Source organism: Nisaea denitrificans DSM 18348 (assembly GCF_000426505.1).
In the GTDB taxonomy this organism is placed as follows: domain Bacteria; phylum Pseudomonadota; class Alphaproteobacteria; order Thalassobaculales; family Thalassobaculaceae; genus Nisaea; species Nisaea denitrificans.
The window spans coordinates 1,514,408-1,540,401 of sequence record NZ_AUFM01000011.1 but is presented as its reverse complement, the minus strand read 5'-3'; the positions used below and the strand labels follow the sequence as shown (position 1 = coordinate 1,540,401).

The window sequence follows — 25,994 nt, the reverse complement described above, 5'->3', positions numbered from 1 at the left end:
AGGCCTTTTTTGACGGTAAATCAATAAACAAGACGCTCAACTTCATGTTTCGCATCGGCGAATCATGTATGGTATTGATAGTTTTCGAGGCAAAAGCCGCGCAAGTTGAGTCGCGTGGCTTTGATTTGATATTCGATACCGAGGTGATTCAATGGCAGGGGCGGATCAGCCCGTAACCGTAAATCGGTTGATGCGAGCCTGCTACACGGCCTTGATGTCGGCTGGCATTTTCAGTTTCGCCGTCAACATGCTGATGCTGACCCTGCCGGTCTTCATGTTCCAGGTGTTCGACCGGGTGCTGGCAAGCCGCAGCGAGGCAACGCTTTATCTGCTGCTTGGTATTGCCGCGTTCACGCTCTGCATCCAGGCATCGCTTGATACGATTCGTGCTTACGCCTTCGTACGGATCAGTGGCTGGATCGACCGCCGTATCGGCCCCATCCTGCTCTCCTCAATCATCACCGATGCGCTCGATCGGGGCAGCCAGCCGAACAGCAACCCGTTGCGGTCGCTCGGAACGCTCCGCATGTTCCTCACGGGGCCCGGCATGCTCACCATGCTGGATTTGCCGTGGGTGCCGGTTTTCATGGCCCTTATTTTCTTTATCAATCCGCATATGGGGATGGCGGCAATAGCCGGCGCTGTGGTCATGCTGGTGCTCGGCATCGTCAACGACCGGATGACGCGGCCGGCACTCAACGCGGCACAGGAGTTCTCCTCCAAGGCCTATTCGGCAGCGGAATCCGCCGTTCGTAATGCGGCGGTTGTCGAGAGTATGGGAATGCGCCGGAACGTGATGGCGCGTTGGCATCGAGAAAACGAAAAGGTTCTCACCCTGCAAGGGCGGGCAAGTGACCGTGCCGCCATCCTCAGTTCGATGTCGAAGTCCGCACGGATGCTGATCCAGATGGTCATCATGACCGTCGCCGTCCTGCAGATCATCGATCCGTCCGTCGACATGACGCCGGGCATGATGATCGCCTGTTCGCTGATCCTCGGGCGCGCGTTGCAACCGGTTGAGATGGGAATCAGTCAGGCTCGCCAGCTGGTCGATGCGCTGGCGGCGTACAAGAGTATCGAGACGGCGCTGGTCAATGCCCAGTCCGGCATGCACCGGATGGAACTGCCGGCCCCGAAAGGGCATCTGGTTCTGGAGAATGTCGGATATCAACCGCGCGGTGCGCCACGGCCGATCCTTCAGCGCATCAGCCTTGAGGTCAAGCCGGGTGAGGCGCTCGGCGTCGTTGGTCCGTCCGCTGCCGGAAAGTCCACGCTGGCGCGTCTTATCGTCGGGGTGGAAAAGCCGCATGTCGGGCATGTCCGGCTAGACGGTTCCGATATCTTTAATTGGGATACGGGGAGCCTCGGCAAGCATGTCGGCTTCATGCCGCAGGATATCGAGCTGTTCGGCGGATCCGTCGCGGAGAATATCGCGCGTCTCGATGCCGATCCGGATCCGGAGAAGGTGATCGATGCGGCGAAACTTGCCGGTCTGCACGAGTTGATCCTGCAGCTGCCCAATGGCTATGACACCGATATCGGCAATGCCGGTGCAATCCTCTCCGGTGGCCAGCGGCAGCGTGTTGCGCTTGCCCGGGCGCTTTACGGCGACCCGTCTCTCGTGGTTCTGGATGAGCCGAACTCGAACCTGGATTCCAAAGGCGATGAAGCGCTTGCGAATGCGGTTAATGTCCTCAAGGAACGCGGCGCCACCGTCATCATGATCACGCATAGGGTCCAGACCTTGGCGAACATGAATCAGTTGCTGGTTCTGCAGGATGGCATGATCAATAAATACGGCTCCCGCGATGAGGTGCTGGCGAGTGCCGGTATGGGATCGGCTTCTCCCTCTGGCCCCCCTCCGTCGTCGGGTGGGGCCAATCCGTCAACTGCACAGCCGACTCCTGCAAAACCGGCTCCGGCCAAGGCTGAAGCTGGGACGCCAGAGGTTGAGCGCCGTCGCATGCCGTCACCGCCGCGGGCTGGACCGGGGCCGGCACCGCGCGGCGTGCCCGCCGCAGCGAGTTTACCGCCACCGCCGCGCGTGCCCGAATTGCCCTCGGCACGTCGGGCCCGTTCCGGCAAGACGACGCCGCCGACCCTGCAGCCGGGTACAGGCCATGGCGTTCGGCCGCAACTCGGTCAGGGGTCGGCCCAAGCTATGGAAATTCTGGCGGCCCGACCGTCTGCCGGACCTGGCGGATCTGGCGCTCCGACGCCACCCAAAGCATCTGTCGATTCAGCGCCAATGATACGGCCGCCGAAAATGGAAGCGACAGTACGCCTGCAGCCGCCGCCGGCCGGGCCTGTTCGCCCTGCGCCGAAACCGGCGAATACGCAAGAACCGCGCGCCGCGAAACCTGTTGAACAACCGTCAGTCCCCCGCCCGCTCTCGCCGCCACCGCCGGCGAATGCCCGGCCGGTCGCGGCCCTCAATATCGCGGACATACAGTCCATTTCGGGACGTCCCCGTGCCAAGCAGTAAATCGTCGGAACGGGGTGCCACGCCCCTTGTCAGGAACCATTAATGTCTAATGCCGAAGATGAACTGAGCGATGGTTCTGAGCTTTCGGAGGCTGAAAACCCGAAAGCCTGGCGGCCTGTTGTGTGGATGGGCTTCTTCATTTTGATGTTCTTTTTCGGTGGTCTCGGGCTGTGGGCATCTCTGGCGCCGCTTGGCAGTGGGGCGATTGCACAGGGGCAGCTACAGGTTTCGTCAAATCAGAAGACCGTTCAGCATCTCGAAGGTGGGATCATTGAGGCGATCAATGTCAGGGACGGTGACCTGGTTCGCGAGGGTGACATTCTGATCAAGCTGGACGACACGCGGGTTCGGGTTGATTACGAGCTGCTCCACAAACAATTCCTTACACACCTTGGCAGCAAGGCACGGCTTGTGGCCGAGCGGGACGATCTTGCGGAGGTGAATTTCCCGTCCGAGCTCCTGTCGCAGTCGGCGGATGTGGATGTCGGCGAAGTGATTGCCGGTCAGAGGCGCCTGTTCGAGACCCGTATCAGTGCCCGTGACAGCCAGTTCGGGCTGCTTCGCCGCCGTATCCAGAAGACCCGCGAAGAAATCACAGCACTGGGAGCGCAGCAGCGGGCCGATGCACGTCAGTACGAGTTGATCCAGGAAGAGATCGCGGATGTCCGGGTGTTGTATGAGAAAGGGCTGGAGCGCAAGCCGCGCCTACTCTCTCTTGAGCGCACGGCGGTACAGCTGGAAGGCAGTATCGGAAACCGCAAGGCGCTGATCGCGCGAGCCGAGCAGACCATTGCCGAGACCGAGTTCCAGTTGCTGAACACAGAAGAGCGTTTCAAGACCGAGGTGGAGACTAACCTGCGCCAGGTGCAGGATCAGATGATCGATCTGAAGGACCGTCTGAAAGGTGCGCGGGACACGCTCGACCGGACCCGTATCCGGGCACCGCAGGACGGACGCGTCTATGGCCTTCGGTTCCATACCGTCGGTGGGGTTGTCGCTCCGGGTGAGCCGCTCATGGGCATTGTGCCACAGGGCGACACGCTGGTGGTGAAGGCGCGGATCGATCCGACCGATATCGACGTGGTTACGGTTGGTGCGGTGGCGAGTGTCCGGCTGACCTCTTTCAGTCAGCGCACGACGCAACCGATCGACGGCGAATTGGTGAGTATTTCGGCAGATATCGTGCAGCCCGAGCAAGGGGCTCCCTTCTATGAGGCCCGTGTCGTTCTTGATCTGGAAAGTCTCGCGAAACAGCCGAAACTGGAGCTTGTGCAGGGGATGCCGGCAACCGTGATAATCTCGACCGGCGACCAGACTTTGCTCGAATATCTGCTTGCCCCGCTGGTGCGCAGTTTCGAGCTGGGATTGAGGGAAAATTGATCCAATGAATGATGCATCCGATACCCGTTCCTTTCTTCCCTATGGCAGGCAAATGATCGACGAGGCCGACGAGCAGGCCGTTCTCGACGTGCTGCGCGGTGACTGGCTGACCACCGGTCCGGCGGTGGAAGCCTACGAGGCGGCCTTCGCCGAGCGTGTCGATGCGAAACATGCGATTGCCTGTTCCAGCGGAACCGCGGGTCTGCACATGGCGGCGATTGCCCTGGACCTCGATTTCGGCGACATCGTCGTGGTCCCGAGCGTGACCTTCCTGGCCACGGCCAATGCTGCCCGTTACGTCAAAGCAGATGTCCTGTTCGCCGATGTGGACCCGGAAACAGGTGTGATGCGCCTGGAGGATGTGCAGCGGGCCATTGCCGGCATGTCGAAGGGAACGGTCAAGGCGATCTTCCCGGTGCATCTGACTGGGCATACGGTCAATGTGGATGAACTGGCCGCGGAGTTCCCTGAACTGGTGCTGGTTGAGGATGCCTGTCATGCAATCGGCGCCGAATACGAGATCGGCGGCAGTATGACGCCCGTCGGGTCCTGCCCGCACGGCGGTATCACGATGTTCTCGACCCACCCGGTGAAAACCATCGCAACGGGTGAGGGCGGCATGCTGACAACCAACAGCGATCGTTTCGCGGAGACGCTGCGGCGGAGCAGGAACCACGGCCTCGTGCGGGAACCCGAGAAGTTCCTGAACAAGCGCATGGGATTCGAGGATGGTGTCCCGGCTCCCTGGTATTACGAGATGCACGAGCCCGGCTACAATTACCGGCTTTCCGACATCAATGCCGCTCTTGGCCTGAGCCAACTGGGCAAACTCGACAGCTTCGTCGCCAAGCGCAGGGCGCTCCGGGCGCGCTATCAGGAGCTTCTGGACGCACTTGGCCCGCATGTGGCAATGCAGAAGGTCGCTCCAGGCTGCAGTCCCGCCTGGCATCTCGCCGTGGCCCTGATCGATTTTGCGGCGCTGGGCACCACACGGACAGCGGTCATGACAGCCCTGAAGGAGCGCGGGATCGGCACCCAGGTGCATTATATTCCGGTGCACCGCCAGCCTTATTACGCGAACCGGTACCAGCCAAAATCCCTGCCCGGCGCGGACGCCTATTACGCCCGATGTCTCAGCCTGCCGCTGTTCCCGGCGATGAGCGAAGACGATGTTGACCGGGTGGTTCAGGAGCTGACTAAGGCGCTCGGGATTTAAGGGATTTAAACTGTCTCTTCCGCATATGCGGAAAACAGGGCAAAATAAAACGATTCTAATGTCTTAGGAGGAGGCTCCGGACCGCATGAGCTATCAACCATTCTCGTTTGATACCGATCACATCGATCTTAATGGCAAAACGGTATTGGTCACCGGCGGCACAGGCTCCTTCGGCAAGGAATTCGTGCGCACTGCTTTGGCTTCCTCGGAAATGCGCCGCTGTATCGTGTTCTCACGGGACGAGCAGAAGCATTACGACATGGGGCAGGAATATCCATCGGTCCCTGGGAAACCGATCCGCTATTTTATCGGCGATGTGAGGGATGTGGACCGGCTGGAGCTGGCCATGCGCGGCGTGGATTATGTTGTCCATGCCGCAGCGATGAAGCATGTGCCGGCCGCTGAGTACAATCCGTTCGAATGCGTCCAGACCAACATCTATGGCGCCGAAAACATTGTGAAGGCCGCGCTCCGCACCGGGGTGAAGAAGGTGATCGCATTGTCGACGGACAAGGCGGCGAACCCGATCAATCTGTATGGTGCAACCAAGCTTGCCTCGGACAAGATCTTCGTTGCCGCGAACAACATCTCGGGTGCGGACGGCTGCCGGTTCTCCGTGGTTCGCTACGGTAACGTGATCGGCTCCCGCGGGAGTGTTATCCCGTTCTTCCGCAAGTTGATTGACGAGCAGTCGCCGGATCTGCCGATCACCGACGAGCGCATGACGCGGTTCTGGATCACCTTGCAGCAGGGCGTGAACTTCGTGCTGTCCAGCATGCAGATGATGAAAGGCCGCGAGATTTTCGTGCCGAAGATCCCGAGCATGAAGATTACGGATGTGGCGAAGGCCATGGCGCCCGGCTTGCCGCTGCGCAATGTCGGCATCCGTCCGGGAGAGAAACTGCACGAGGTGATGATCTCGGAAGACGATTCCCGCACGACGGTGGAACTGGAAGATCGCTACGTCATTCTTCCGGCCCAGAGCGACCGGGTGCTGGATGACTATCTGGCCGAGGGCCACAAGTTGGTTCCCGCCGAGTTCCGCTATGCAAGCGATACCAATACGGACTGGTTGAGCGGCGACGATCTCAACAAGATGATGTCGTCAATCTGATCGCTCCGGGATCAGATTGCCTTGGGATCTGATAATCCAGCGGGCCGGGCCCAGGAACGGCGCGGCCCGCTGGTTTTTAGTTCGTGACGATCTCCGGCCCCATCACCGCATTGGGCAGCACAGTCGAGATCCACGGCACGTAGGTAACGACAATCAGGAATGCGAAGAGAACTGCGAGGAATGGCAGGGCAGCCTTCACCACGGCCATCATCGGCATCCCGGCGACACCTGAGGTGACGAACAGGTTGAGCCCGACCGGCGGTGTGATCATGCCGATCTCCATGTTCACCACCATGATGATGCCGAGATGGATCGGGTCGATGCCAAGTTCCATGGCGATCGGGAAAACCAGCGGCGCCACGATCACCAGCAGGCCCGACGGCTCCATGAACTGACCGCCGATTAGCAGGATCACATTCACCGCGACAAGGAACATCACCGGCCCGAAGCCGTAGGCCAGCATGGTCTCTGTGATCTGCTGCGGCACCTGCTCGTCGGTGAGGACATGCTTCAGGATCAGCGCGTTGGCGATGACGAAGAGTAGGGTAATGGTGAGCTTGCCGGCATCGAACAGGGTCTTACGTGTGTCCGGATGATAGAGAGCCGTCAGCAACGCGCTGGGCTGGCGGAACAGGGAGACGTTCCGGGTGTCGCCCTCTGTCGCCAGCGGGCCCATGTCCCGATAAACGAAGGTGGCTATGATCCAGGCATAAACGGCCGCGACGGCCGCCGCTTCGGTCGGTGTGAAGACACCGCCATAAATGCCGCCCATGATGATCACGATCAGCAGCAGGCCCCAGGATGCTTCCTTGGCGCTGGCATAGATCTCGCCCCATCCGGCCCATTCGCCTTTCGGCAGGTTCTTCCATTTCGCCATGATGTAGATCGCCGCCATGAGCGACAGACCGGCCAGGAGGCCGGGGATCACGCCAGCAAGGAACATCCGGCCGACCGAAACTTCCACGGCGGCGGCATAGACCACCATGACGATGGACGGCGGGATCAGGATACCAAGTGTGCCGGCATTGCAGATCACGCCGGCGGCGAATTCCTTGGTGTAGCCGACCTGGCGCATACCGGCGATGACGATGGTGCCGATGGCGACCACGGTCGCGGGCGAGGAGCCGGAGAGCGCGGCGAACATCATGCAGGCAAAGACGCCGGCGATGGCGAGGCCACCCGGAAAATGCCCGACGCAGGCGATGGAGAACCGGATGATCCGTTTCGCTACCCCACCCGTCGACATGAAGGAGGAGGCGAGGATGAAGAACGGGATCGCCAGCAGGGTGTAATGCCCCTCGAAAGCGCTGAACAGGGTTTGCGCGATGGAAGCCAGGGACGAATCCGAAAAGGCCAGCAGGAACAGGATAGATGACAGACCAAGCGCGACCGCGATGGGGACCCCGATCAGCAGCAGCACGATAATGGCGAGGAAGAGAAGAGCGACTTCCATGGATCAGAGATCCTTCAGTTTTTTGGCGGCGTCTTCGACTGCGTCCTCGACTTCGTGGCTGGCAATCAGCCCTTCCATCCGGCCGCGCCAGATGGCGATACCGGCCATGACAAAGCGGAACAGCAGCAGCGCCATCGCGAATGGCAGGATGGCGTAGGGGACGAGACGGGGAATCTTCTCGTAGACCTCGCCCTCGTTGAAGACGTCCTGCAACCAGTCGAGCGGGCGGAAGCCGAAAATGTCCGGCATCGGGGTGTCTTCGGTCTCGTACCAGCCTTTTTCCCGGAACTTGTCCTCGAAGCCGAGCGGGAACCAGCGTCCTTCCGTGGCGGGTAGGTTGGCGAAGTTGGCCCAGTAATCCCAGGATCCCTTCAGCAGCAGGAAGGCATAGACAATGCAGACGGCGCAGGCGAGCAGCGCCAGGATCCGGCGTTTCGGCGAGGTGAGGCCCGCGGTGATAACGTCGACGCCCAGATGAGCGCGAATCTTGACTGCGTAGGCAGCGCCAAGAAGCACGAGCCAGCCGAACAGGAATACGGTGACCTCAAGAGCCCAGAGAATGCCGGAATCGAATACATAGCGTGCGATCACATTAGCGAAGGTGATCACGGTCATCGACCCGAGGATCGCCGCTGTCGCGGTTTCCTCAACCCGGTCGGAAAGGGGTTTTATCGTCATTACGGGCGCCCCCAGAAATAAGCGCGGTGCGGAGGGAGGTCCGCACCGCGCGACAAGGCTAAAGTCCGAGCCTTGGCCTTGGAGTTTAGGTGTCTAGTTGTTCGCGGCCTGCGCGGCGGCGATGTTGTCGGCGCCAACGTCTTTCTCGAACTTGGCCCAGACCGGCTTCATCACTTCAACCCAGGCAGCGCGCTGCTCCGGGGTAAGCGAGCGGACAATGCCGCCGGCCTTGATCACGGACTGCTTGGCAGCCTCGTTCACGGCGGTGGATTCCTGGTTCCGGGCTGCGGTCACTTCGGCAACGATCTTCAGGAACTGGTCACGCACGTCCGGCTTCAGGCTTTCCAGCCAGTCGACGGAGGTGACCAGCAGATAGTCGATGATGCCGTGGTTGGTCTCCGTGGTGCCGTCCTGCACTTCGAAGAACTTCTTGCCGTAGATGTTCGACCAGGTGTTTTCCTGACCGTCGACAACGCCCTGCTGCAGAGCACCGTAGACTTCGGAGAAGGCCATTTTCTGCGGGGTGCCGCCGATGGCTTCCATCTGGGCGACCAGCACTTCGGAAGACTGCACGCGGAACTTCAGGCCATTGGCGTCGGACGGCATCAGCAGCGGCTTGCTGGCGGACATCTGTTTCATGCCGTTGTGCCAGTAGGCCAGACCCTGCAGGCCACGGCGCTGCATGCTGTCGAGCAGGCCCTTGCCGGCGTCTGAACCCTGGTAGGTTTCAACCGCGTTGATGTCCTTGAACATGAACGGCAGGTCGAACAGGCGGAATTTCTTGGTGAACTTTTCGAACTTGGACAGCGACGGTGCGGCGAGCTGGACGTCGCCCTGGAGCATGGCTTCCAGAACCTTGTTGTCGTTATAGAGGGTCGAGTTCGGGAAAACCTGCATGCAGGCCTTGCCGTTCATTTCCTCGTTCACGCGCGTTTCCAGCAGCGATGCGGCGATACCCTTCGGGTGCCGATCGGTGTTGGTGACGTGGCTGAATTTGATGACAACCTCGCCGTCATCGCAATTGGCATAAGCGGCGCCAGGCGCAATAAGGGCGGCAGCCGCCAGAGCGGCAGCGAAAAACTTCTTCATTGTGTCCTCCCAATAGACACGCGGTTGAATCCGCATAGGCTGTTACCTGAAATTGTCCGCTTCAACTGGGCAATCGTGAAATTGCAGGAAATTTTTTTTCTTTAAAGTCAGTGCACTAACTTTTGCTAAGGTGCACAAAAAGTTCATTTGTCCGGATTTTCGGGCAAATTTTCTTGAGATTTCGTGGGCCCGTTTTCGTTTCGGGAATGCGTTCAACAGACCGGGTGCCATGTCACGGGCCAAAGCGATCGTTGTCATTCTTTGCGCGCTCTATGCGCTGGTCTCCCTGCTCGCGGGCTGGCTGGTCTATCGCTATGCCTACCTGGAGACTCTCGACCAACTGGAGGAGACCGGCCGTATCCGCGTGCAGCAGGCGAGTGACCGCCTGATGGGCCAGCTTTCCGGCTACTCCTACCTGGTCAATTTGCTGGCCCGACATCCGCTGGTGATCCGTAGTGTCGTTGACGGTGTTCCTCCTGAGGCCGCTGACGATCTGCTGATCGACTCGGTTCTGACATATGGCGCCGACCGGATCAGTCTGACGGACGCGGACGGTCGTCTGGTTGCATCTTCCTCTCCCGAGACGGAACGGGACCAAATCGAGGGCACGGTCGATACATCCCTTTTGCGCGCGGCGCTGAACGGTCGTCTGGGGCTGGAAGCGGCTTTTGACGACGATGGCCGCAGGGTGATCCGGCTGAGCCGGGGTGTCCTTGATGGGGCTGCACCTGCGAAAGGTGCGATTTTTGTGACTATCGATGTGGCCGCGCTGGAGTTCGAATGGGGGATCGCTCCGGAGGCCATCTGTTTCTTTGATGCGTCGCAAACAGTGTTCGCGTCGACCAGACAATCGCTTTTGAGGCGGCAGGATAAAGGTCTGGGTGATGGCGACCCCCGATTTGAACCGTTTCCCCATCGCGCGTTGGAGCGTGAAGGGGGACATGAGGTCTGGTCTTTCTCCGAAGCTTTCGACCTGCCGCAACGCGCTCTTGTGGTTACCCGGGCGCTGCCCCAGGTGAATATGACCGCGCGCGGATTTCTCGATACGGCGCCGGCCCGGACCGCAGCCATCCTGCGCGGGCTGCTGACCACGACCGTGCTGGGCGCGGTGGGGCTTGCGATGTTGATCGCGGCGCTTTGGAGGCGGCGCATGGCGGACCGTCTGGCGATCGAGGCGGCGGTCAATGCGCGTCTCGAGGAACGTGTCGAACGGCGTACGTCGCAATTGAAAGTGGCGCAGGACCAGCTCGTCCAGGCTTCCAAGTTGACCGCCCTTGGAGAAATGTCCGCAGGGATCAGCCACGAGCTCAATCAGCCGCTCGCGGCCATTCTGAACCTGTCGGAGAATGGGCGGAAGCTGCTCGACCGAAAGAGGTTCGACGAGGCGGGCGAAAATCTCGGCCAGATAGCGGGCCAGGTGCAGCGGATCGACAAGATCATCCGCAATCTGCGTGCCTTCGCCCGGAACGAAGGCGAAGGCGGAGAGCCCGTAGATCTCGTTGCCGCTGTCGATTATGCGATCACACTGACATTGCCATCGCTCGAAAAGGACGGCATCGCCTTGTCCTGGTCCGCACCAGAGCGGCAGATGCTGGTCGATGGTGGTGAGGTCCGCCTGCAGCAGGTCGTGGTCAATATTCTGAGCAACGCACAGGATGCGATGGTGTCGTCGGATATAAAGCGGATCGACGTGATGCTGAAAACGGACACGGGTGAAGCTGTTCTGGAAATCGCAGATTCGGGACCCGGTATTCCAGATCCGACCCGGGTGTTCGAGCCGTTTTACACAACCAAGGAACTGGGAGCCTCGAAAGGCCTTGGCCTCGGGCTGTCGATTTCCTACGGGATCATTCGCAGCTTGGGCGGGACGCTCTCCTGCCATAACAGTGCGCATGGCGGGGCGATTTTCACCATTCGACTTCCATTGACCGACAGGGCGGTGCAATGACCGGACAGGTGCTGCTGATCGAGGATGACGATGCCCTGCGCAACTCGCTGGCGCAGACGCTGGAGCTGGCCGATCTGACCGTGATATCGGCGAGCAGTTATGTGCAGGCGAAGCGGAGCATCCGGGCGAATTTCCCGGGCATCATCCTGTCCGATATCCGTATGCCGCATCAGGACGGCTTCTCCGTGTTGTCGGCGGCGCAGGGGGCCGATCCGGAGCTGCCGGTGATCCTGCTGACGGGACACAGCGATGTGCCGACGGCCATGCGTGCAATGAAAGAGGGCGCCTACGAATATCTGGAAAAGCCGGTCGGCACGGAGCGCCTGGTCGATGTGGTGCTCCGGGCGATCGAGCATAGGGACCTTGTGCTGAAATCCCGCCGGATCGAGCGCGCGCTTGAGCGTAGCGACGCGGCGGCCCGGAGTTTCCCTGGCTCGGGACCGGTCTCGACGGCGCTTCGCACGGCGCTCCGCAGGGTTGCCGCCAGCGACTGTCATGTTCATCTGCATGGTCCGAAGGGGACGGGCAAGAAAGAGGCGGCTTTTGCGATCAATGCTCTTTCGCCGGAGCCACGTGCATTTCTGACACTGAACCTGCTGCACGCAGCGGCAGACTCCGTACGCCGCCTGCACCCGCCCGAGGGCGCGGCGGACCTGTCTCTGAAAAGCGTCGAATGCGCCACACCGGAACAGGTCGAGGATGTACGCGCACTGATTCATCGTTGTCCGGAGCTGCGCGTCATATCGTCGTCCGTCGCGTCGCTGGCAGAGCTGGAGCACCTGGAGCCGGGCGCGGAAGGCACGACGGTGGTGGAAATCCGGGTTCCGTCGCTTGACGAGCGCCGGGACGATTTGCCGGAGATTTTCGAGAACTTCCTGCGCCAGGCGATACGTAGCCTGGACACCGACATGCCGGAGGTATCAACCGCCACCCTGACGGACATCATGACCCGCCCCTGGCCGGGCAGCCTGCCGGAGCTGCGCAGCTATGCGATGACCTATGCGCTGGGCGTGCGGGTCCAGAGCGACAATGTCGGGCAGGGAACCCTGGCGGAGCAGGTCGAAGCGTTCGAGAAAATGGTTCTGACAGAGACGCTGAAGCGCACCAATGGGAAAGCTGCTGAAGCGGCCAGGATACTGGGGGTGCCGCGCAACACGTTCTATGATCGGCTGGCGCGTTTCGGACTGTCTGCCAAGGATTTCAGGGACGGCTGAACGAGAACAAGGCGCCACTGATCGAGAGGCAGTCTGGTGGTAACCGGCCCGGCACCTAGAGGTTCAACTCAGGTTCCTTGTCTTTCTTGGTCCATCCGATCAGGCGGATTGCAGGGAATATCCAGAGGAAACCGGCGACCGGATAAAAAAGCAACTCGGCCAGCCAGTGCTGCGGCAGCATGTGGTTCGCGACGGTCACGACTCCCGCGATATAGGCGATCAGGCCGACAATCATGATGATGCCGCCGAGGGCAGTGCGCCAGCGCATGGGGGACTCCGTTTCGTTCGGTCGGCATCGATATGCGCCGGACGGGGATAGTGTCAACCGTTGCGGAAAGACAGCGCACACATGAAATTGTTGAGACAGTCTGCGTAATCATCCTGTTTGCGCCTCTTCCGTCGCGGGGAAGCGAGACTTTGATGCCTCTCCCGCTCTAAGGGCTGCCTCATAAAGGACACGTGCAACCGAAACGGTTTTTCCGATGAGCATGCTTGGTCACCCCATTGTCGCGTTGATGATCTCCGTCGGGTTTCTTTGGACGGCCAACGGGCTGTTCCACAGTCTGATCGGCCTGCGCATGAGCCAGGAAGGGTTCGACACCACGGTTGCCGGTCTGGTCACCTCCGCATACTTTGTCGGTCAGCTCACCGGCGCCGCATTCTGTGGCCGGATTATCGAGAGTGTCGGCCATGTCCGTTCGTTCGCGGCCTTCGCGTCGATTATCTCTGCGTGCGCCATTTCCCACGCGATCTTCGTCGATCCATATTTCTGGTCGCTGTTGCGTTTCGCCACCGGCATCTGTATCGCCGGTGCCCTGATGGTGGCGGAAAGTTGGCTGAACGGCGCGGTTTCGAACAAGCATCGCGGAGGCATGCTCTCCATCTATGTTGTGGTGATCTATTTCGGCATGGCGGCTGGTCAGCAGATCCTCAATCTTTCGCCGCCGACCAGCTTCATTCTCTACAGCGTGGCCTCTATCCTGTTCTCGCTCGCCCTGGTGCCACTGTCGCTGGCCAGCCGGGCGACGGCGGGCGAGCTGGCGCCATCGCGCCTCAGCATGGCCGAACTGTTCAAGGTCTCGCCGCTCGGCATGATCTGCAGCTTCGCCAGCGGCGTGCTTGGCGCTGTCGTCATGGGGCTTGGGCCGATCTTCGGTAACCAGATCGGGTTCTCGGTTGCCCAGATTGCCACCATGATGACCGTCACCATGTTCGGCGGGCTGTTGCTGCAATATCCGATCGGAAAGCTCTCGGACTTTTTCGATCGCCGTACCGTGATCGCGGTCGTGCTCTTTGCCGTGGGCGGGGTGTCGTTCGCCATTGCGATGCTTTTCGATGGCGGGACATTCATGTTCCTGGGGCTGATGGTGGTCTTTGGCGGGCTGAACTTCGCGCTCTATCCTCTGGCCATTTCTCACGTCAACGACCACGTCGAAGCCTCCGACCTGGTGCCGGCAGCGGCCGGTATCCTGATCGCGGCGAGCTTGGGATCGTCCATCGGTCCGATTATCGGTGCCTTTGCCATGGATCGTGTCGGACCTGGTGGCCTGTTCCAGTTCACTGCCTTTGTCGGTTTTTCCGTTGGCATCTTCGCTGTCTACCGGATGCTCCGCAGCGCGGCGCCGGCCCGGGAAGAGCAGGGGCCATATGTCGCCTATGCCCGGACGTCGGCCATCGTTGCCGAACTTGACCCGCGCGGCGAGTTCATCGAGGAGGTCGAGCCGAACGTCATGGACGAGAACCTGCCTAAGGATTTCTCCTATGATGAGCTCATCGAGTCAGCGGTGGAGGGCGAGGCAGAGGAATGGGTTCAGGCGAACTCTTCGCCGTAATACAGCGTCGAGACGTGTTTCGCTTCGGCGAAATAGAGCCAGCGTTCGAGCACCACGCCGATGCTGCCTGAGATCGCCGCAAGCAGGACGAGGCCGCTTGCCATGATGCCGGAGCCGGGCATGGCGAGCACGGCAGCCAGCACGGCAACCGGGATCACCAGGCCGAAGAAACCGGCAAGGCGCCGGAGCTTCACGGCGTGTTTGCGGCCGATCCTGTAGCCCATCTCGCGCATCACGTAGGTTTCCGACGTTGTCGGTCCCTCAAGCAACCGCACTGTGCCAAGGTTGGCGAGCCCGGTCGCGGTGCCGGAAGTCGCGGTCGGTGCCGCATTGTCTGTCGCGGTCCAATAGCGCCATTTGATCGCGGCTGAAAGCAGCAGGAAGCCCATTGTCGGCAAGGCCATTGTCTGCAGGTCGCTACCGGACAGTGCGAGCAGCGGCAGTATCCAGAGCCCGCCCGTGGCCATGGCCATGGCGAGATAGCCCGGCACGGTGAAACCATTGTGCCAGCGCGGGATGGTTTTCAGGCACTGGTAGATCATCGCTGTGCAATAGACTGTGACCAGCGCCAGTATCGCGGCCACCGCTCCGGCCAGCATCCAGAGGCCATCGTTGCGGCCCAGCAGCACCCAGCCGACGGCAAACAGAAGCGCCGGGATATAGGTCAACACGGCCAGCAAACCTTCACGTGACAACCATGAGCTGCGCCACTGGCTCATCGCGCGCCAGGCCCGTTCCGGATGCCCGAGATGGAAGGTGGAACTGAGCAGCCCGGCGGTGACGAGGCCGAGGGCCAGCGGGAAGCCGATCCAGCCGATCAGCGGATTGGCATCACCGGTAAGAGCCGCATGGAGGGCAAGCCAGACCAGCAGGCCGTAGCCGGCACCGGAAGCGGTGGTGAAGAAGATGACTGAGAGAGCGGGATGCATCGGCGGGCCTCAGCGGGAAAGCATGGTGTCGAGCCAGCCGAGCAGGCCGCTGGCGTCGGAAGTCGTTTCGCCGGCGGGAACCCGCTGGGCAAGGTCCGCGAGCCGTTCCGGCGCGCCGAAATCCTCGGCCTTGGTCCGGCGTGGGCGCGGCGGCAGGTAGCGGTTTACCGGCTTGTAACCCATCTCCGGCATCAGCTCGTAACCCTGGCGTTCGGCAACCAGTTGCGAGACATCGGAGTCCGGATCTCCGAGATCGCCGAAATGCCGGGCACCTGCCGGACATGTGGAAACGCAGGCCGGCACCCGGTCTTGCTCTTCCAGGTTCTCGTTGTAGATCTTGTCGACGCAGAGAGTGCATTTCTTCATCACGCCCTCGGTCTTGTCGTATTCCCGGGCGCCATAGGGGCAGGCCCAGGAGCAGAGCTTGCAGCCGATGCAGAGATCCGCATTGACCAGAACGATGCCGTCCTCGGCCCGTTTGTAGGAGGCGCCGGTCGGGCAGACTGTGACACAGTCCGGTGTCTCGCAATGCAGGCAGGAGCGCGGGAAATGCACGGTGCGGGCGTCTTCGCCTTCACCTGCTTCATAGGTGTGGATGCGGTTGAACCAGACACCCCAGGCGCCTTCGTCACCGTCTTCTTCGGCGTCGTCGCTATAGGCGTTCCAGTCCGTCAGCGGCGCCGAATGGCCGCTGGTGTTCCATTCCTTGCAGTTCACCGCACAGGCATGGCAGCCGACGCAGATATCGAGATCGATGACGAGGCCGAGCTTCTTGCTTCCGGCTGTTGTGGGCAGGCAGGTCATTGGCCGCGCCTCCCTTTATACTGGAGCGGTCCTTTCGGGCGCTCCGCAGTCGGCGCGGTCTTCAGCACGGGGAATTGTGGTTCCGACACAGCCTCCGGCCTGTCATCCGCCGCTTTCTCGATCCTGACCCGGAGATCGTACCAGGCGGCCTGACCGGTAACCGGATCGGCGTTCGCATAGCGATAGCCGTCCTTGCGCGCGGGCAGAAGCTCGGAGATCACGTGGTTCAGCAGGAAGCCCTTGGTTGCTTCCGGCGCGTCCTTGCCGAGGTTCCAGGCGCCTCGGCGCTTGCCGATGGCGTTCCAGGTCCAGGCCGTGTCCGGATTCACACCTTCCATCAGCTTCACCGGCACCTTGATCTGGCCGTGATGGGAAGTCACGTAGACCCAGTCCCCGTCTGCGATGCCGAGCTTCTCGCCCTGCTTACGGTTCATGAAGAGTGGGTTCTTGCCGTGAAGCTGCCGCAGCCAGGCATTCTGGCCGCCCCAGGAATGATACATCGCCGCCGGGCGCTGGGTGATCGCGTGCATCGGGAAGCTGCCGGTATCGACCTGGCTTTCCTCGAACGGCTGGTACCAGATCGGCAGCGGGTCGAAATAGCGTTTGATCCGCTCCCGGTCCTTCTCCGGCGGCTGGTTCGCGCCGTGACCTTCGGCCGCCAGCCGGAACTGCTGTAACGGCTCGACATAGAGCTGCATGATGATCTGGTTCGGTGCACCGATGAAACCGAGCTTCGTCGCCGTTTCCAGATAGGTCTTGTTGGCGTGCTTGTAGTAGCGCTCTTCCGGCTTGAACTCATGGCGCCAGAAGCACTCGTTTTCCACGTAACGCTTAAGCTGGTCCGGGTTCGGCGCGCCCTTGCCGCCCTCGGTACCGTCCGCGCCGCGCCAGCCCGCCAGCGGGCCGATGCCGGGTGCGCGTTCGTGGTTGGCGATATAATCGGGATAGCCGCCCGGATATTTCGCAGAGCCATCCTCGTGCGTCAGGCCCGGCAGGCCGAGACGGACGCCGAGATCGATCAGCACTTCCTGGAAGGGGCGCACGTCCCGGTCCGGTGCCACGACAGGCTGGCGGATAGAGTCCGCCGCACCGTCCGCATCGCAGATTGGCCGGTCCAGCAGGGAGATGCAGTCCCAGCGCTCCAGATAGGTGGTGTCCGGCAGGATCAGATCGGCGTAGGCCACCATCTCGGAGGCATAGGCGTCGGAATAGATGATCTTCGGAATCCGGTATTCGCCGGTTTCCGGGTCCTTGTCCGTCAGCTTCTCCATCGTCCCCTTGGAATTCATCGTCGAATTCCAGCTCATGTTCGCCATGTACATGAACAGGGTGTCGATAGGATATGGGTCCTGTGCCCAGGCATTGTGGATGACCATGTGCATCATGCCATGCACGGCCATCGGCGCATCCCAGGAGAAGGCCTTGTCGATCCGTGCCGGGTTGCCGGCATCGTCCACGAGCAGGTCATCGGGGCCCATCGGGAAGCCGAGCGGGGGACCCGCCATCGGGGTGCCGGGCTTGATCTGTTCCGCACGGCCAACAGGTTTCAGCGGCGGCGGCGCCGGGCGCGGGAAGGGCGGCTTGTAGCGGAAGCCGCCCGGGCAATCGATGCTGCCGAGCAGCATTTGCAGGACATGCAGGGCGCGGCAGGTATGGAAGCCATTGGAATGGGCGGAGATACCGCGCATGGCATGCATGGCGACAGGGCGGCCGATCATCTTCTCGTGCCGCCGTCCGGCCCAGTCGGTCCAGGGCACGTCGAGGGTGATTTCCTGCTCGAACGCGGCATGGGCGATCTCGGCGGCCAGCCGCTTGATCGTCGCGGCGTCGAGGCCGGTCTGCGCGGCAACGGCGTCCGGCGCATAAGACGGATCGAGATAGCGCTCGGCCAGCAGCTTGAAGGACGGTACAGCCTTGCGGCCGTCCGGCAGAACATGCTCGCCGGAGAGATCCGGCGTAATGTCGGCTTCCAGCGCAGAGACCACTTTGCCGGAGCTCTTGTCGAAGGCGAGCGGGCGGCCTTCATCATCGCGTGCAAACAGGCCGTGATCGGCGGCGCCGGAGTCCTGGATTACCAGCCAGGGCGCGTTCGTGTAGCGCACCAGATATTGCAGATCGACCTTGCCGGCCCGCAGTAGCTCATGCACCAGCGCCAGAATGAACAGTCCGTCCGTTCCGGGACGGATGCCAACCCATTCATCCGCGATGGCGGAATAGCCGGTCTTCACCGGATTGACGGAAACGAACTTGGCACCACGGGTCTTGATGTGCCCGAGTCCCATCTTGATCGGGTTCGAATCGTGGTCCTCGGCGACGCCGAACATCATGAAAAATTTGGTGTGTTCCCAGTCCGGCTCACCGAACTCCCAGAAGGAGCCGCCGATGGAATATAGCCCCGCCGCCGCCATGTTGACGGAGCAGAAGCCGCCATGGGCCGCATGGTTAGGCGTCCCGAACTGGCTGGCCCACCAGCCGGTCAGCGACTGGGACTGGTCCCGGCCGGTGAAGAAGGCGAGCTTGCGCGGATCGCTCTTGCGGATGTCGCCGAGCCATTCAGCGGCAGTCGCAAGGGCTTCGTCCCACTCGATCTCCTTGAACTCGCCACTGCCGCGTTCGCCGACCCGTTTCATCGGTTTGGTCAGCCGCGCCGGTGAGTAATGCTGCATGATCCCGGCGGAACCCTTGGCGCAGAGCACGCCCTTGTTCACCGGGTGGTTCTTGTTGCCTTCGATGTACCGGATCGTTCCGTCGCGCAGATGCACTTTGATGCCGCAGCGACAGGCACACATGTAGCAGGTTGTGAATTTGGTTTCGTCGGATACGGGCGGTGACGTATCGACTGTTTCAACCACCGTCTCGAACGGGTTGATGCTCATTATCTCTCCGGAGCGGGAAGGCCTGAACGGCTCATCGGCTTGTTAATTGCCGATGACAATAGCAGGGCCGGTCCGAAAAAGTCAGGATCGAAACAAGACTTTTTCTTCGATCCGGAATTGGTGCACGATTTGACTTTAAGTCGCCGCCCGCAGGCATCTTTGGGCGGCAGGGGAGCGGGTGTCAGGTGACCGCGTCGATCTGCTCGTCGGAGAGGTTGCCGGGCACGATGGTGACCGGAACACGCATCCGGGCGGCGCCCTTGCCAGTCATATAGGTGACCAGCGGTCCGGGGCTTTCACCCTGGGTGTTCGCACCGAGCACCAGCACGGAAATGCTTGGCTCCTCATCGATCAGATTGAGCAGTTCATCACGGGTCGAGCCTTCGCGGACATAGATGATCGGGATCTGTCCGGAGATATCGACCACCTGCTTGGAGAGTTCGCCGAGAAGTGCTTCCGCATCCTCCCGGGCTTCCTCGCGCATCAGCTCGCCGACGCCCATCCAATGCTGGAATTCCTGCGGTTCAATAGCGCGGAACAGGGCCACATGGCCGCCACTGTGGCGTGCTCTGCGGCAGGCAAAACGCAGGGCGATCTGCATCTCTTCGCTGTCGTCGACAACGACGAGGAAAACCCGGGGCTTCGATCCGTCCGTCAATTGACTCATACGCGTGCTGTCCGTTCTGCCGACACTGGGTTCAGACTTTACGGAAAACTGCGGCGGCAAGCCAGCCCGCGGCGACGGCGATCAGGATTGCGACCAGTCCATAGATTGCGGACTGCTCGTGCGCGAAAGTGTAAACCTCTGCGCCGACGCCGACTTTTTCGACCAGCAACGGTGTTGTCTGGGCGTGGACGACACGGCCCCCGCGGATCAGGTAGACGACTGCAGTGTAGGTTCCGGTTGCCAGATTGGCCGGGAAATGGACCTGGGTGCGAAACAGTTTGCCCGCAATGATCGTGACCCGCCCGGGCTCGCTCGCATAGAGGCCCTGTGCCTGTTTCCGCCGCACCAGGGCCGTGCGGAAAGTATTTTCGTCCTCGGGCAACAGTTTTTTGCCGCCCGCGGCCGCGCGCAACCGCAAATGACTGGCACCGATCTGCTGGCGTTCCAGGACTTCGAGCGGTGCGATTTCTTCCAGTGGCCGGCTGGCTGCGACAGCGTAGAAGTTCGGAGCGCTGTTGAACTGCATGCTGCGGGTGTTCATCCAGATACCGGCGACCCGCTCCTTGCGTCGTACCGTGATCGATTCGCGCGGCCCCGAGACCGTGACGACAATATCGCCATCGTCATCGACCGAGCCGAAAAGCAGGAGGTCGGCGCCCGTAAAACCCGTGGTGATATCGACTCGGTGGCTGGAAAGGTCGGCGATCAGATCCTGCGCATTGGCCTTGCCGGCGGCTTCACAATTCAATGCGAGGGCGGCAAGCAGCAGCATGCTTAACTTTGTGAGCCTGTTCATGCGCCTAGCCACCCTGGGACACCACGATGGAATAGAGGTCGTCCGGTGTTACCACCAGATCGAATGCGAGCTTCAGGCAGACGGCAACAACCATCAGCGCAAGCAACCCGCGGAGCTGTTCACCTTTCAATTTGACGGCGAACTGGCTGCCGAACTGGGCCCCTACAACTGCGCCTACCAGCAGCAGGATGGCGAGCACGACATCGACGGTCTGCGTTGAGATGGCCTGCAGAAAGGTCACGTTGGCGGTTACGAAAATGATCTGCAGCAGCGATGTGCCAACGACCATGGAGGTGCGCATGCCGAGCATATAGATCATTGCCGGCACCATGATAAAGCCGCCGCCGACGCCCATGATGGCGGAAAGGATACCGACAAAACAGCCGATCCCGAGCGGTAGCAGGGCGCTGATATAGAGCTTGGATTTGCGGAAGCGGATCTTGAACGGCAGGCCGTGCATCCAGGTGTGCTGATGCAGTTTCCGGCGGCGCCCGCCGCTCTGCCGGACCTGCAGGATGGTGCGGACGCTTTCCAGCAGCATCAGGCCGCCGATCACGCCGAGAAAGACCACGTAGCAGAGCTTAATCACCAGATCGATCTGGCCGAGACTCTCCAGAAACTTGAACAGCAGGACGCCCAGGGTCGAGCCGACGATACCGCCGGCCAGAAGGACGAACCCCATGGTGAAATCGAGATTGCCGCGTCGCCAGTGCGCGATGACTCCGGAGATCGAACTGGCGACAATCTGATTGGCGCCGGTGCTGACCGCCACCGGCGCCGGAACGCCGATGAAAATCAGAATGGGAGTCATGAGGAACCCGCCGCCGACACCAAAAAGGCCGGAGAGGAAGCCGACGGCGCCGCCCATAGCCAGAATGGTGAGGACGTTTACCGACATCTCTGCGATGGGCAGGTAGATGTACATGGGCCCCGCGGGGACGGTCAGGGATAAACCAGATACCGGATGACGGCAGACACAACCACCCGAACGATTCCATCTTTAATAACAGAAAAGTATGCAGTGAGGCCATGACTAGTTTGTAGTGGTTCTAATGATTTAGCGGGACGATGTTTCGGCTGTTGTTTCGTCGCCACTTTCACTTTCCAGAGCGGCGCCGATCTCGGCCTTCACGGCGACAAATCCGGCGTCGGTTCTGATGCGGGCGGCACGCGGCCGCGGGAGATCTATGTCGATCTCCTTGAGAATGCGCCCCGGCCGGTTGCTCATCACGAGCACCCGGTCGGAAAGGAACACGGCTTCCTCGATATCGTGCGTTACCAGCAGAGCCGAGATGCCGCGTTCCGCCAGAAGTCCGGCCAGCCAGACCTGCATTTTTGCCCGGGTTTGCTGGTCAAGTGCGCCGAAAGGCTCGTCCAGCAGCAACAGATCCGGTCCGCCCGCAAGCGTGCGTGCCAATGCTGCCCGTTGCTGCATGCCGCCGGAGAGGGCCGATGGATAGAAGGTTTCGAATCCCTCCAGACCGACGGCGCTTATCAGCTCCGCGGTCACATCGAACGCCTGGGCGCGAGAGAGGGACCGGAAACGGGCTCCGAACGCGATATTCCGTTCCACCGTGAGCCAGGGGAAAAGAGCGGGTTGCTGGAAAACCATGCCGCGCCCGGGACTCGGGCCGGTCACTAACTCGCCATCGAACGTAATATGCCCGTCGCGCAACGTTATCAGGCCGGCCACCAGGCGCAGGAGGGTCGACTTCCCGCATCCTGACGGTCCGACAATTGTCAGGAATTCGCCATCCGACAGAGAGAAACTGGCTGGCCCGACCGCATGTAAGGCGTCCGCTGCCGCCTTTGCGACAAACTGGTGCCGGACGTTTTCCAGTCTAAGTTTCGTCACGATGCTCGATCCGTCCTTTTGGATTGGTACTCTGCCAGAGAATGCTTTATTCGAAATCGACCGTTAACCGGTTGACGGAAAATAATGTCTCCGGTGTATGTTTTCGCACAGACCACGTTCCAAATATCGAATGGAGTGCGTATCATTGGTTGAACGTTCGGCGTTCTTGCCGGAGGAGTCCTGAGCCATGTTAAACGCGATCCTGCAGGCCATCGGCCTTTCCTCGAAAGATGAAAGACGCCAGTTCGAACGCTATCCTGTTACCTCGCCAATTGAGGTGACGGTGGTCGGCAAGGCGCATAATTGCATCATTGATAATGTTTCGGTCGGCGGTCTCCGGCTGGAACCGCCGGTGGATGCGGAACCCGGCGCCGATTTGACGATCAAGCATCCCGAGTCCGGACTCAATCTGACCGGCCAGCTGATCGGCAACGATACCGACGGTTCGCGAATCAGTTTCAATTCATCGGAGGCTGGGGCGGTGGTGTCTGTCTGGCTCCGGATGATGCACGAGCAACTGAGCGAGGAAACGCGCCCGGAGTGAGTGCTTGCGATCCCGATTCAGCCGGCCAATCGAAGCCTCGCCGCAGCGGATGTCTAGTCCGCTGCGAGAGTTGAGATGACCCTGTCGGCTACCCTGTCCGGGCTGATATCCGCCATGCGATCGGTGCCATAGCGCAATTCTCCGAACGGCATGATGGCATCGATCCTGGTATCTTCCATCATTGGCGCGGAGCCGCCGAACAGGCCGACAGACCGGATTCCTGTCGCGGCGGCCAGATTGAGGGCCCCGGTGTCGTTACCAACCGCGATGTCGGTTACCGCAATGATGGCAGCGGTTTCCAGAATCGGCTGGGACACCATGGGAACCATCCAGTTCGGCCGCCCGAAGCGGGTGTGCAGGCGGTCCGCAAGATCAGATTCGCCCGGCCCGCCGATCAGAAAAATGCTGCCGCCGGTTTCCCGATGCAGGCGGTCGGCAAGGGCTCCGAAATTCTCGACACCCCACTGTTTGAAGGGCTCACTGGCTCCGATGATGAAGCTGATCCAGGGGCGGGGCAGATCGGCAAATCGACGCAAGTTCTCCTCGCGCATGAACTCCGGGACGGGGAGATCGGGCATCGATTCCAGCTTCGGGACGGAGTGGTTCAGCAGAAGCTGGTTCGCTTTTTCGATCGCGGTGAATTTCCGAGCCAGGCGTGAAAGGCTGTGTTGCGATGTCAGAAACGCGTCCTGCCAGCCGATGCCATACCCGATCCGCTCACCAATGCCGGCACGCCAGGTCGCCAGCCCGTATCGGGGGGACGAGTGCAGGATCCAGACAGTGTCGAAACCGTAGGGCTTGAGTGCCGCACCGAGGCGAAAGCCTCCGAAAGGCCCGCGATCCCGGCGGTCATCAAGCCACAGTACGTCCCGGACGCACTCCATATGCTCGAACAGGGAATCCGCCAGGGAGCGTTTCTTTGTCAGCAGGGTGACCGTTTTTTCCTTGGTTTGCGCGGCGATGCTTTTCAGATGCGGCAAAAGCCAGATCGCATCGCCGATGCCGGGCAGGGGCTGGATGACGAGCGTGCCACCGATATGGCGTGGGTTAGCTCCGGCGGTTTCAGCTTCCACGTCTCACGGCTCCCGAAGTGGCTGCGCTTGCGGTCAGGTCCCGGCTACACCACAATGCGCCTCGTTGTCACAAGCTTTTCCGATATTTGAATGATCCGTCTTTATCAGACCATGGCGGGCGCGCGCCACGGCGGCGCCGAAGTGTTTTTCGAACGGCTGGCCTCAGCCATGGCGAAGCCTGAGCGTAGCATGGCTGTGGCGCAGCGCGTGGCGATCCGCCGCGATAGTCGCCGTGCCGAGATTTTGCGGGCAGGCGGTGTCGATTTCACAGAACTGAGCTTTGGTGGCGCGCTCGACTTTCTGACGCCCTGGCAATTGCGAAAGGACATTCGGGCTTTCGCGCCTGATGTCGTGCTCGCCTGGATGAACCGGGCTGCGTCGAAAACCCCGCCGGGAGACTATGTCCGCGCCGGCCGGATCGGTGGTTATTACGACATCAAGTATTATCGCGGTTTCGATCAGCTGATCTGTAATGCACCGGGGCTGATCGACCATATAGTCGGCCAGGGCTGGCCGTCCGAGCGGGCGCATTACCTGCCGAATTTCGTCGATGCTAAGCCGGGGGCGGTTCTTGACCGTGGCGTCTTCGGGACGCCAAAGGACGCACCGTTGTTGCTGGCGCTCGGCCGGTTGCACCGGAACAAGGCGTTTGACGTTCTGATCCGTGCTCTTGCCAAGGTGCCGGATGCATATCTCTGGATCGCGGGAACCGGACCGGAAGAAGCGGCGTTGAAGGCGCTTGCAGAAGAGCTCGGGGTCATGCCGCGCGTTGTCTTTCTTGGATGGCGTGACGATACGGCGGATCTGTTGGCCACTGCGGATGTTCTGGTCTGTTCCAGCCGGGTCGAGGGGCTTGGCAATGTCGTTATCGAAGCCTGGGCGCGGGGTCGCCCCGTGGTCGCCGCCCGGAGTGAAGGGCCGGTGCACCTAATCCGCGATGGCGAAACCGGTTTGCTGGCCGATCTTGAGGATGCCGAGGGGTTGGCGACTCAATTGAGAACAGCGATTGCCGACAAGGCGCTGGCCGCGTCACTGGTTGTCGCTGGACGTGCCGAATATGAAGCCAAATTCAGTGAGGACACGGTGGTGCGCCAGTATCTGGAGCTGCTCTCGTCTTTCAGGCGCTAACACGCGCGGCTTCATGTGAATTTTCGGAACAGCTTCGTCCTGTCGAACAGTTGCTCAAGAGTCTTCATCCTGTTCCGGGTTTCTTCCCAGCGCTCTGTCTCCACCGCCGCGATCAGCGCTTCCAGAATGAACATGATGACGACCGAGCTGTCCCAGGCTGACGGTGCTTCGATACGGGCGCGGAAACCGTGGCTTGCATGTTTCGCGGCGGGCGAACCCCACTGATCCGTAAACAGCACAAGTTGGGCCCCCTGTTCGGTTGCCATCTCGGCGAGCCGGTGTGTGTCGTGCTCATAGCGCCGGATATCGAACGCAACCAGCACGTCGCCTACCGTCATGTTCAGGACATAGTGCGGCCAGGTGTTCGAATTCGGCGGGATCAGCGTCACCCGGTCGCGAATGACCTGCATATGCGTGAAGAGGTAGTCCGCCATGGAGCGGCTGATACGGCCGCCGACGACATAGATATTGCGGGATGGATCGGAAAGCAGATCGACCACCGCATCGAAATCCTCCAGATCCAGTTGCTGTAGCGTCTGGCGCAGGTTGTCCGTTACCGCCTCGGCGAACCGGTTCAGGATGTGGGTGTCCGGTGCGTTCGCAGCCCAGCTGTCATGCTTGGCGATCGGGCTGGAGAGTGTTGCTTCCAGCTCGGTCCGGAGTGCGGTCTGCATTTCAGGAAAGCCGCCATATCCCAGCTTCCGGGCCATTCGGGCCACGGTGGGAGCAGATACCTCCGCCGTTTCAGCCAGTGCTGTGATCGTGCCGAGACCGGAGACCGGATAATTCTCCAGCATCACATTGCTCAGTTTGCGCTCCGCATGCGTAAGCGTTTCAAACAGGCGGCTGATGCGTTCCGCGACGGTTCCTGATGAGGTTTCCGACACTTGATCCTCCCGGTCGGCATTTGAGC

22 protein-coding genes are annotated in these 25,994 nt (G+C 60.9%); 9 read left to right on the top strand and 13 right to left on the bottom strand.

Annotated features, from left to right (window positions below; all coding sequences use genetic code 11):
* The first annotated feature begins 151 nt into the window (after positions 1-151).
* From K328_RS23075 to pseB, 4 genes are all read left to right on the top strand, one after another.
* On the top strand, positions 152-2,485 hold the full coding sequence (locus K328_RS23075) for a type I secretion system permease/ATPase (RefSeq protein WP_084608163.1): 2,334 nt from the start codon (positions 152-154) through the stop codon (positions 2,483-2,485).
* 42 nt (positions 2,486-2,527) lie between these two features.
* Positions 2,528-3,865, top strand: a complete 1,338-nt coding sequence (locus K328_RS23070; RefSeq protein WP_051284642.1) for an HlyD family type I secretion periplasmic adaptor subunit — start codon at positions 2,528-2,530, stop codon at positions 3,863-3,865.
* A 4-nt stretch (positions 3,866-3,869) separates the two neighbouring features.
* Positions 3,870-5,081: a UDP-4-amino-4,6-dideoxy-N-acetyl-beta-L-altrosamine transaminase gene (gene pseC / locus K328_RS0108225; protein WP_028465573.1), complete on the top strand. Its 1,212-nt coding sequence runs from the start codon at positions 3,870-3,872 to the stop codon at positions 5,079-5,081.
* An 85-nt stretch (positions 5,082-5,166) separates the two neighbouring features.
* On the top strand, positions 5,167-6,195 hold the full coding sequence (gene pseB, locus K328_RS0108220) for a UDP-N-acetylglucosamine 4,6-dehydratase (inverting) (protein WP_028465572.1): 1,029 nt from the start codon (positions 5,167-5,169) through the stop codon (positions 6,193-6,195).
* Positions 6,196-6,271: 76 nt separating this feature from the next.
* Here the strand turns inward: pseB and K328_RS0108215 are convergent, their stop codons facing one another.
* The 3 genes from K328_RS0108215 to K328_RS0108205 all read right to left on the bottom strand — a co-directional run bounded on the left by K328_RS0108215 (position 6,272) and on the right by K328_RS0108205 (position 9,415).
* Entirely contained in the window at positions 6,272-7,648 is a 1,377-nt protein-coding gene (locus K328_RS0108215) for a TRAP transporter large permease (RefSeq protein ID WP_028465571.1), read from the bottom strand.
* 3 nt (positions 7,649-7,651) lie between these two features.
* On the bottom strand, positions 7,652-8,326 hold the full coding sequence (locus tag K328_RS0108210; RefSeq protein ID WP_028465570.1) for a TRAP transporter small permease: 675 nt from the start codon (positions 8,324-8,326) through the stop codon (positions 7,652-7,654).
* Between the two features lie 93 nt (positions 8,327-8,419).
* The gene (locus tag K328_RS0108205) at positions 8,420-9,415 is read right to left on the bottom strand and encodes a DctP family TRAP transporter solute-binding subunit (protein ID WP_028465569.1); all 996 of its coding nucleotides are present in this window, start codon (positions 9,413-9,415) and stop codon (positions 8,420-8,422) included.
* A 229-nt stretch (positions 9,416-9,644) separates the two neighbouring features.
* Here K328_RS0108205 and K328_RS23065 point away from each other — a divergent pair, with 229 nt between their 5' ends.
* Both K328_RS23065 and K328_RS0108195 read left to right on the top strand, forming a co-directional pair.
* The gene (locus K328_RS23065; protein ID WP_051284641.1) at positions 9,645-11,363 is read left to right on the top strand and encodes a sensor histidine kinase; all 1,719 of its coding nucleotides are present in this window, start codon (positions 9,645-9,647) and stop codon (positions 11,361-11,363) included.
* Positions 11,360-12,577 (top strand): sigma-54-dependent transcriptional regulator, encoded by a 1,218-nt coding sequence (locus K328_RS0108195; RefSeq protein ID WP_028465568.1) that lies wholly within the window; start codon positions 11,360-11,362, stop codon positions 12,575-12,577. The genes K328_RS23065 and K328_RS0108195 overlap by 4 nt, the downstream gene beginning before the upstream one ends.
* 55 nt (positions 12,578-12,632) lie before the next feature.
* Here the strand turns inward: K328_RS0108195 and K328_RS0108190 are convergent, their stop codons facing one another.
* Complete coding sequence (locus K328_RS0108190) at positions 12,633-12,845, bottom strand: DUF2842 domain-containing protein (protein WP_028465567.1); 213 nt, start codon at positions 12,843-12,845, stop codon at positions 12,633-12,635.
* A gap of 214 nt (positions 12,846-13,059) precedes the next feature.
* On the opposite strand from K328_RS0108190, the gene K328_RS23060 reads away from it, so the two are divergent.
* Positions 13,060-14,409, top strand: a complete 1,350-nt coding sequence (locus tag K328_RS23060) for an MFS transporter (RefSeq protein WP_051284640.1) — start codon at positions 13,060-13,062, stop codon at positions 14,407-14,409.
* Here K328_RS23060 and K328_RS0108180 read toward each other — a convergent pair.
* The 7 genes from K328_RS0108180 to K328_RS23050 all read right to left on the bottom strand — a co-directional run bounded on the left by K328_RS0108180 (position 14,388) and on the right by K328_RS23050 (position 22,336).
* Positions 14,388-15,338, bottom strand: a complete 951-nt coding sequence (locus K328_RS0108180) for a dimethyl sulfoxide reductase anchor subunit family protein (RefSeq protein ID WP_028465566.1) — start codon at positions 15,336-15,338, stop codon at positions 14,388-14,390. The genes K328_RS23060 and K328_RS0108180 overlap by 22 nt on opposite strands.
* A gap of 9 nt (positions 15,339-15,347) precedes the next feature.
* Positions 15,348-16,142, bottom strand: coding sequence for a 4Fe-4S dicluster domain-containing protein (locus K328_RS0108175; RefSeq protein WP_028465565.1), 795 nt, complete (start codon positions 16,140-16,142; stop codon positions 15,348-15,350).
* Complete coding sequence (locus K328_RS23055; protein WP_084608162.1) at positions 16,139-19,018, bottom strand: molybdopterin oxidoreductase family protein; 2,880 nt, start codon at positions 19,016-19,018, stop codon at positions 16,139-16,141. Before K328_RS23055 ends, K328_RS0108175 begins: the two co-directional genes overlap by 4 nt.
* Positions 19,019-19,199: 181 nt before the next feature.
* Positions 19,200-19,685 carry a universal stress protein gene (locus K328_RS0108165; protein ID WP_028465564.1) on the bottom strand — a complete coding sequence of 162 codons (486 nt, stop codon included), beginning with the start codon at positions 19,683-19,685 and terminating at the stop codon, positions 19,200-19,202.
* A 31-nt stretch (positions 19,686-19,716) separates the two neighbouring features.
* Positions 19,717-20,481 carry a TIGR02186 family protein gene (locus tag K328_RS0108160; protein WP_028465563.1) on the bottom strand — a complete coding sequence of 255 codons (765 nt, stop codon included), beginning with the start codon at positions 20,479-20,481 and terminating at the stop codon, positions 19,717-19,719.
* A gap of 4 nt (positions 20,482-20,485) precedes the next feature.
* Positions 20,486-21,406 carry a sulfite exporter TauE/SafE family protein gene (locus tag K328_RS0108155; protein WP_028465562.1) on the bottom strand — a complete coding sequence of 307 codons (921 nt, stop codon included), beginning with the start codon at positions 21,404-21,406 and terminating at the stop codon, positions 20,486-20,488.
* 132 nt (positions 21,407-21,538) lie between these two features.
* On the bottom strand, positions 21,539-22,336 hold the full coding sequence (locus K328_RS23050) for an ABC transporter ATP-binding protein (RefSeq protein ID WP_036553253.1): 798 nt from the start codon (positions 22,334-22,336) through the stop codon (positions 21,539-21,541).
* Positions 22,337-22,523: 187 nt separating this feature from the next.
* Between K328_RS23050 and K328_RS0108145 the strand changes: the two genes are divergently transcribed.
* The gene (locus tag K328_RS0108145) at positions 22,524-22,880 is read left to right on the top strand and encodes a PilZ domain-containing protein (protein ID WP_028465561.1); all 357 of its coding nucleotides are present in this window, start codon (positions 22,524-22,526) and stop codon (positions 22,878-22,880) included.
* A gap of 53 nt (positions 22,881-22,933) precedes the next feature.
* Here the strand turns inward: K328_RS0108145 and K328_RS23045 are convergent, their stop codons facing one another.
* The gene (locus K328_RS23045) at positions 22,934-23,953 is read right to left on the bottom strand and encodes a glycosyltransferase family 9 protein (RefSeq protein ID WP_051284639.1); all 1,020 of its coding nucleotides are present in this window, start codon (positions 23,951-23,953) and stop codon (positions 22,934-22,936) included.
* Positions 23,954-24,043: 90 nt separating this feature from the next.
* On the opposite strand from K328_RS23045, the gene K328_RS0108135 reads away from it, so the two are divergent.
* Positions 24,044-25,081 carry a glycosyltransferase gene (locus K328_RS0108135; protein WP_028465560.1) on the top strand — a complete coding sequence of 346 codons (1,038 nt, stop codon included), beginning with the start codon at positions 24,044-24,046 and terminating at the stop codon, positions 25,079-25,081.
* Between the two features lie 11 nt (positions 25,082-25,092).
* Here K328_RS0108135 and K328_RS0108130 read toward each other — a convergent pair whose 3' ends face one another.
* Entirely contained in the window at positions 25,093-25,968 is an 876-nt protein-coding gene (locus tag K328_RS0108130) for a MurR/RpiR family transcriptional regulator (RefSeq protein WP_028465559.1), read from the bottom strand.
* Positions 25,969-25,994 lie beyond the last annotated feature (26 nt).

Excerpts from the sequence above, each read along its gene's own strand:
- pseB (WP_028465572.1), top strand. The coding sequence starts at position 5,167 with ATGAGCTATCAACCATTCTCGTTTGATACCGATCACATCGATCTTAAT.
- K328_RS0108135 (WP_028465560.1), top strand. The coding sequence starts at position 24,044 with ATGATCCGTCTTTATCAGACCATGGCGGGCGCGCGCCACGGCGGCGCC.
- K328_RS0108160 (WP_028465563.1), bottom strand. The coding sequence starts at position 20,481 with ATGAACAGGCTCACAAAGTTAAGCATGCTGCTGCTTGCCGCCCTCGCA.
- K328_RS23055 (WP_084608162.1), bottom strand. The coding sequence starts at position 19,018 with ATGAGCATCAACCCGTTCGAGACGGTGGTTGAAACAGTCGATACGTCA.
- K328_RS0108155 (WP_028465562.1), bottom strand. The coding sequence starts at position 21,406 with ATGTACATCTACCTGCCCATCGCAGAGATGTCGGTAAACGTCCTCACC.
- K328_RS0108190 (WP_028465567.1), bottom strand. The coding sequence starts at position 12,845 with ATGCGCTGGCGCACTGCCCTCGGCGGCATCATCATGATTGTCGGCCTG.
- K328_RS0108175 (WP_028465565.1), bottom strand. The coding sequence starts at position 16,142 with ATGACCTGCCTGCCCACAACAGCCGGAAGCAAGAAGCTCGGCCTCGTC.
- K328_RS0108145 (WP_028465561.1), top strand. The coding sequence starts at position 22,524 with ATGTTAAACGCGATCCTGCAGGCCATCGGCCTTTCCTCGAAAGATGAA.
- K328_RS0108180 (WP_028465566.1), bottom strand. The coding sequence starts at position 15,338 with ATGCATCCCGCTCTCTCAGTCATCTTCTTCACCACCGCTTCCGGTGCC.
- K328_RS23065 (WP_051284641.1), top strand. The coding sequence starts at position 9,645 with ATGTCACGGGCCAAAGCGATCGTTGTCATTCTTTGCGCGCTCTATGCG.
- K328_RS0108195 (WP_028465568.1), top strand. The coding sequence starts at position 11,360 with ATGACCGGACAGGTGCTGCTGATCGAGGATGACGATGCCCTGCGCAAC.
- K328_RS0108165 (WP_028465564.1), bottom strand. The coding sequence starts at position 19,685 with ATGAGTCAATTGACGGACGGATCGAAGCCCCGGGTTTTCCTCGTCGTT.
- K328_RS0108205 (WP_028465569.1), bottom strand. The coding sequence starts at position 9,415 with ATGAAGAAGTTTTTCGCTGCCGCTCTGGCGGCTGCCGCCCTTATTGCG.
- K328_RS23070 (WP_051284642.1), top strand. The coding sequence starts at position 2,528 with ATGTCTAATGCCGAAGATGAACTGAGCGATGGTTCTGAGCTTTCGGAG.
- K328_RS0108215 (WP_028465571.1), bottom strand. The coding sequence starts at position 7,648 with ATGGAAGTCGCTCTTCTCTTCCTCGCCATTATCGTGCTGCTGCTGATC.
- K328_RS23060 (WP_051284640.1), top strand. The coding sequence starts at position 13,060 with ATGAGCATGCTTGGTCACCCCATTGTCGCGTTGATGATCTCCGTCGGG.
- K328_RS23075 (WP_084608163.1), top strand. The coding sequence starts at position 152 with ATGGCAGGGGCGGATCAGCCCGTAACCGTAAATCGGTTGATGCGAGCC.
- K328_RS0108210 (WP_028465570.1), bottom strand. The coding sequence starts at position 8,326 with ATGACGATAAAACCCCTTTCCGACCGGGTTGAGGAAACCGCGACAGCG.
- pseC (WP_028465573.1), top strand. The coding sequence starts at position 3,870 with ATGAATGATGCATCCGATACCCGTTCCTTTCTTCCCTATGGCAGGCAA.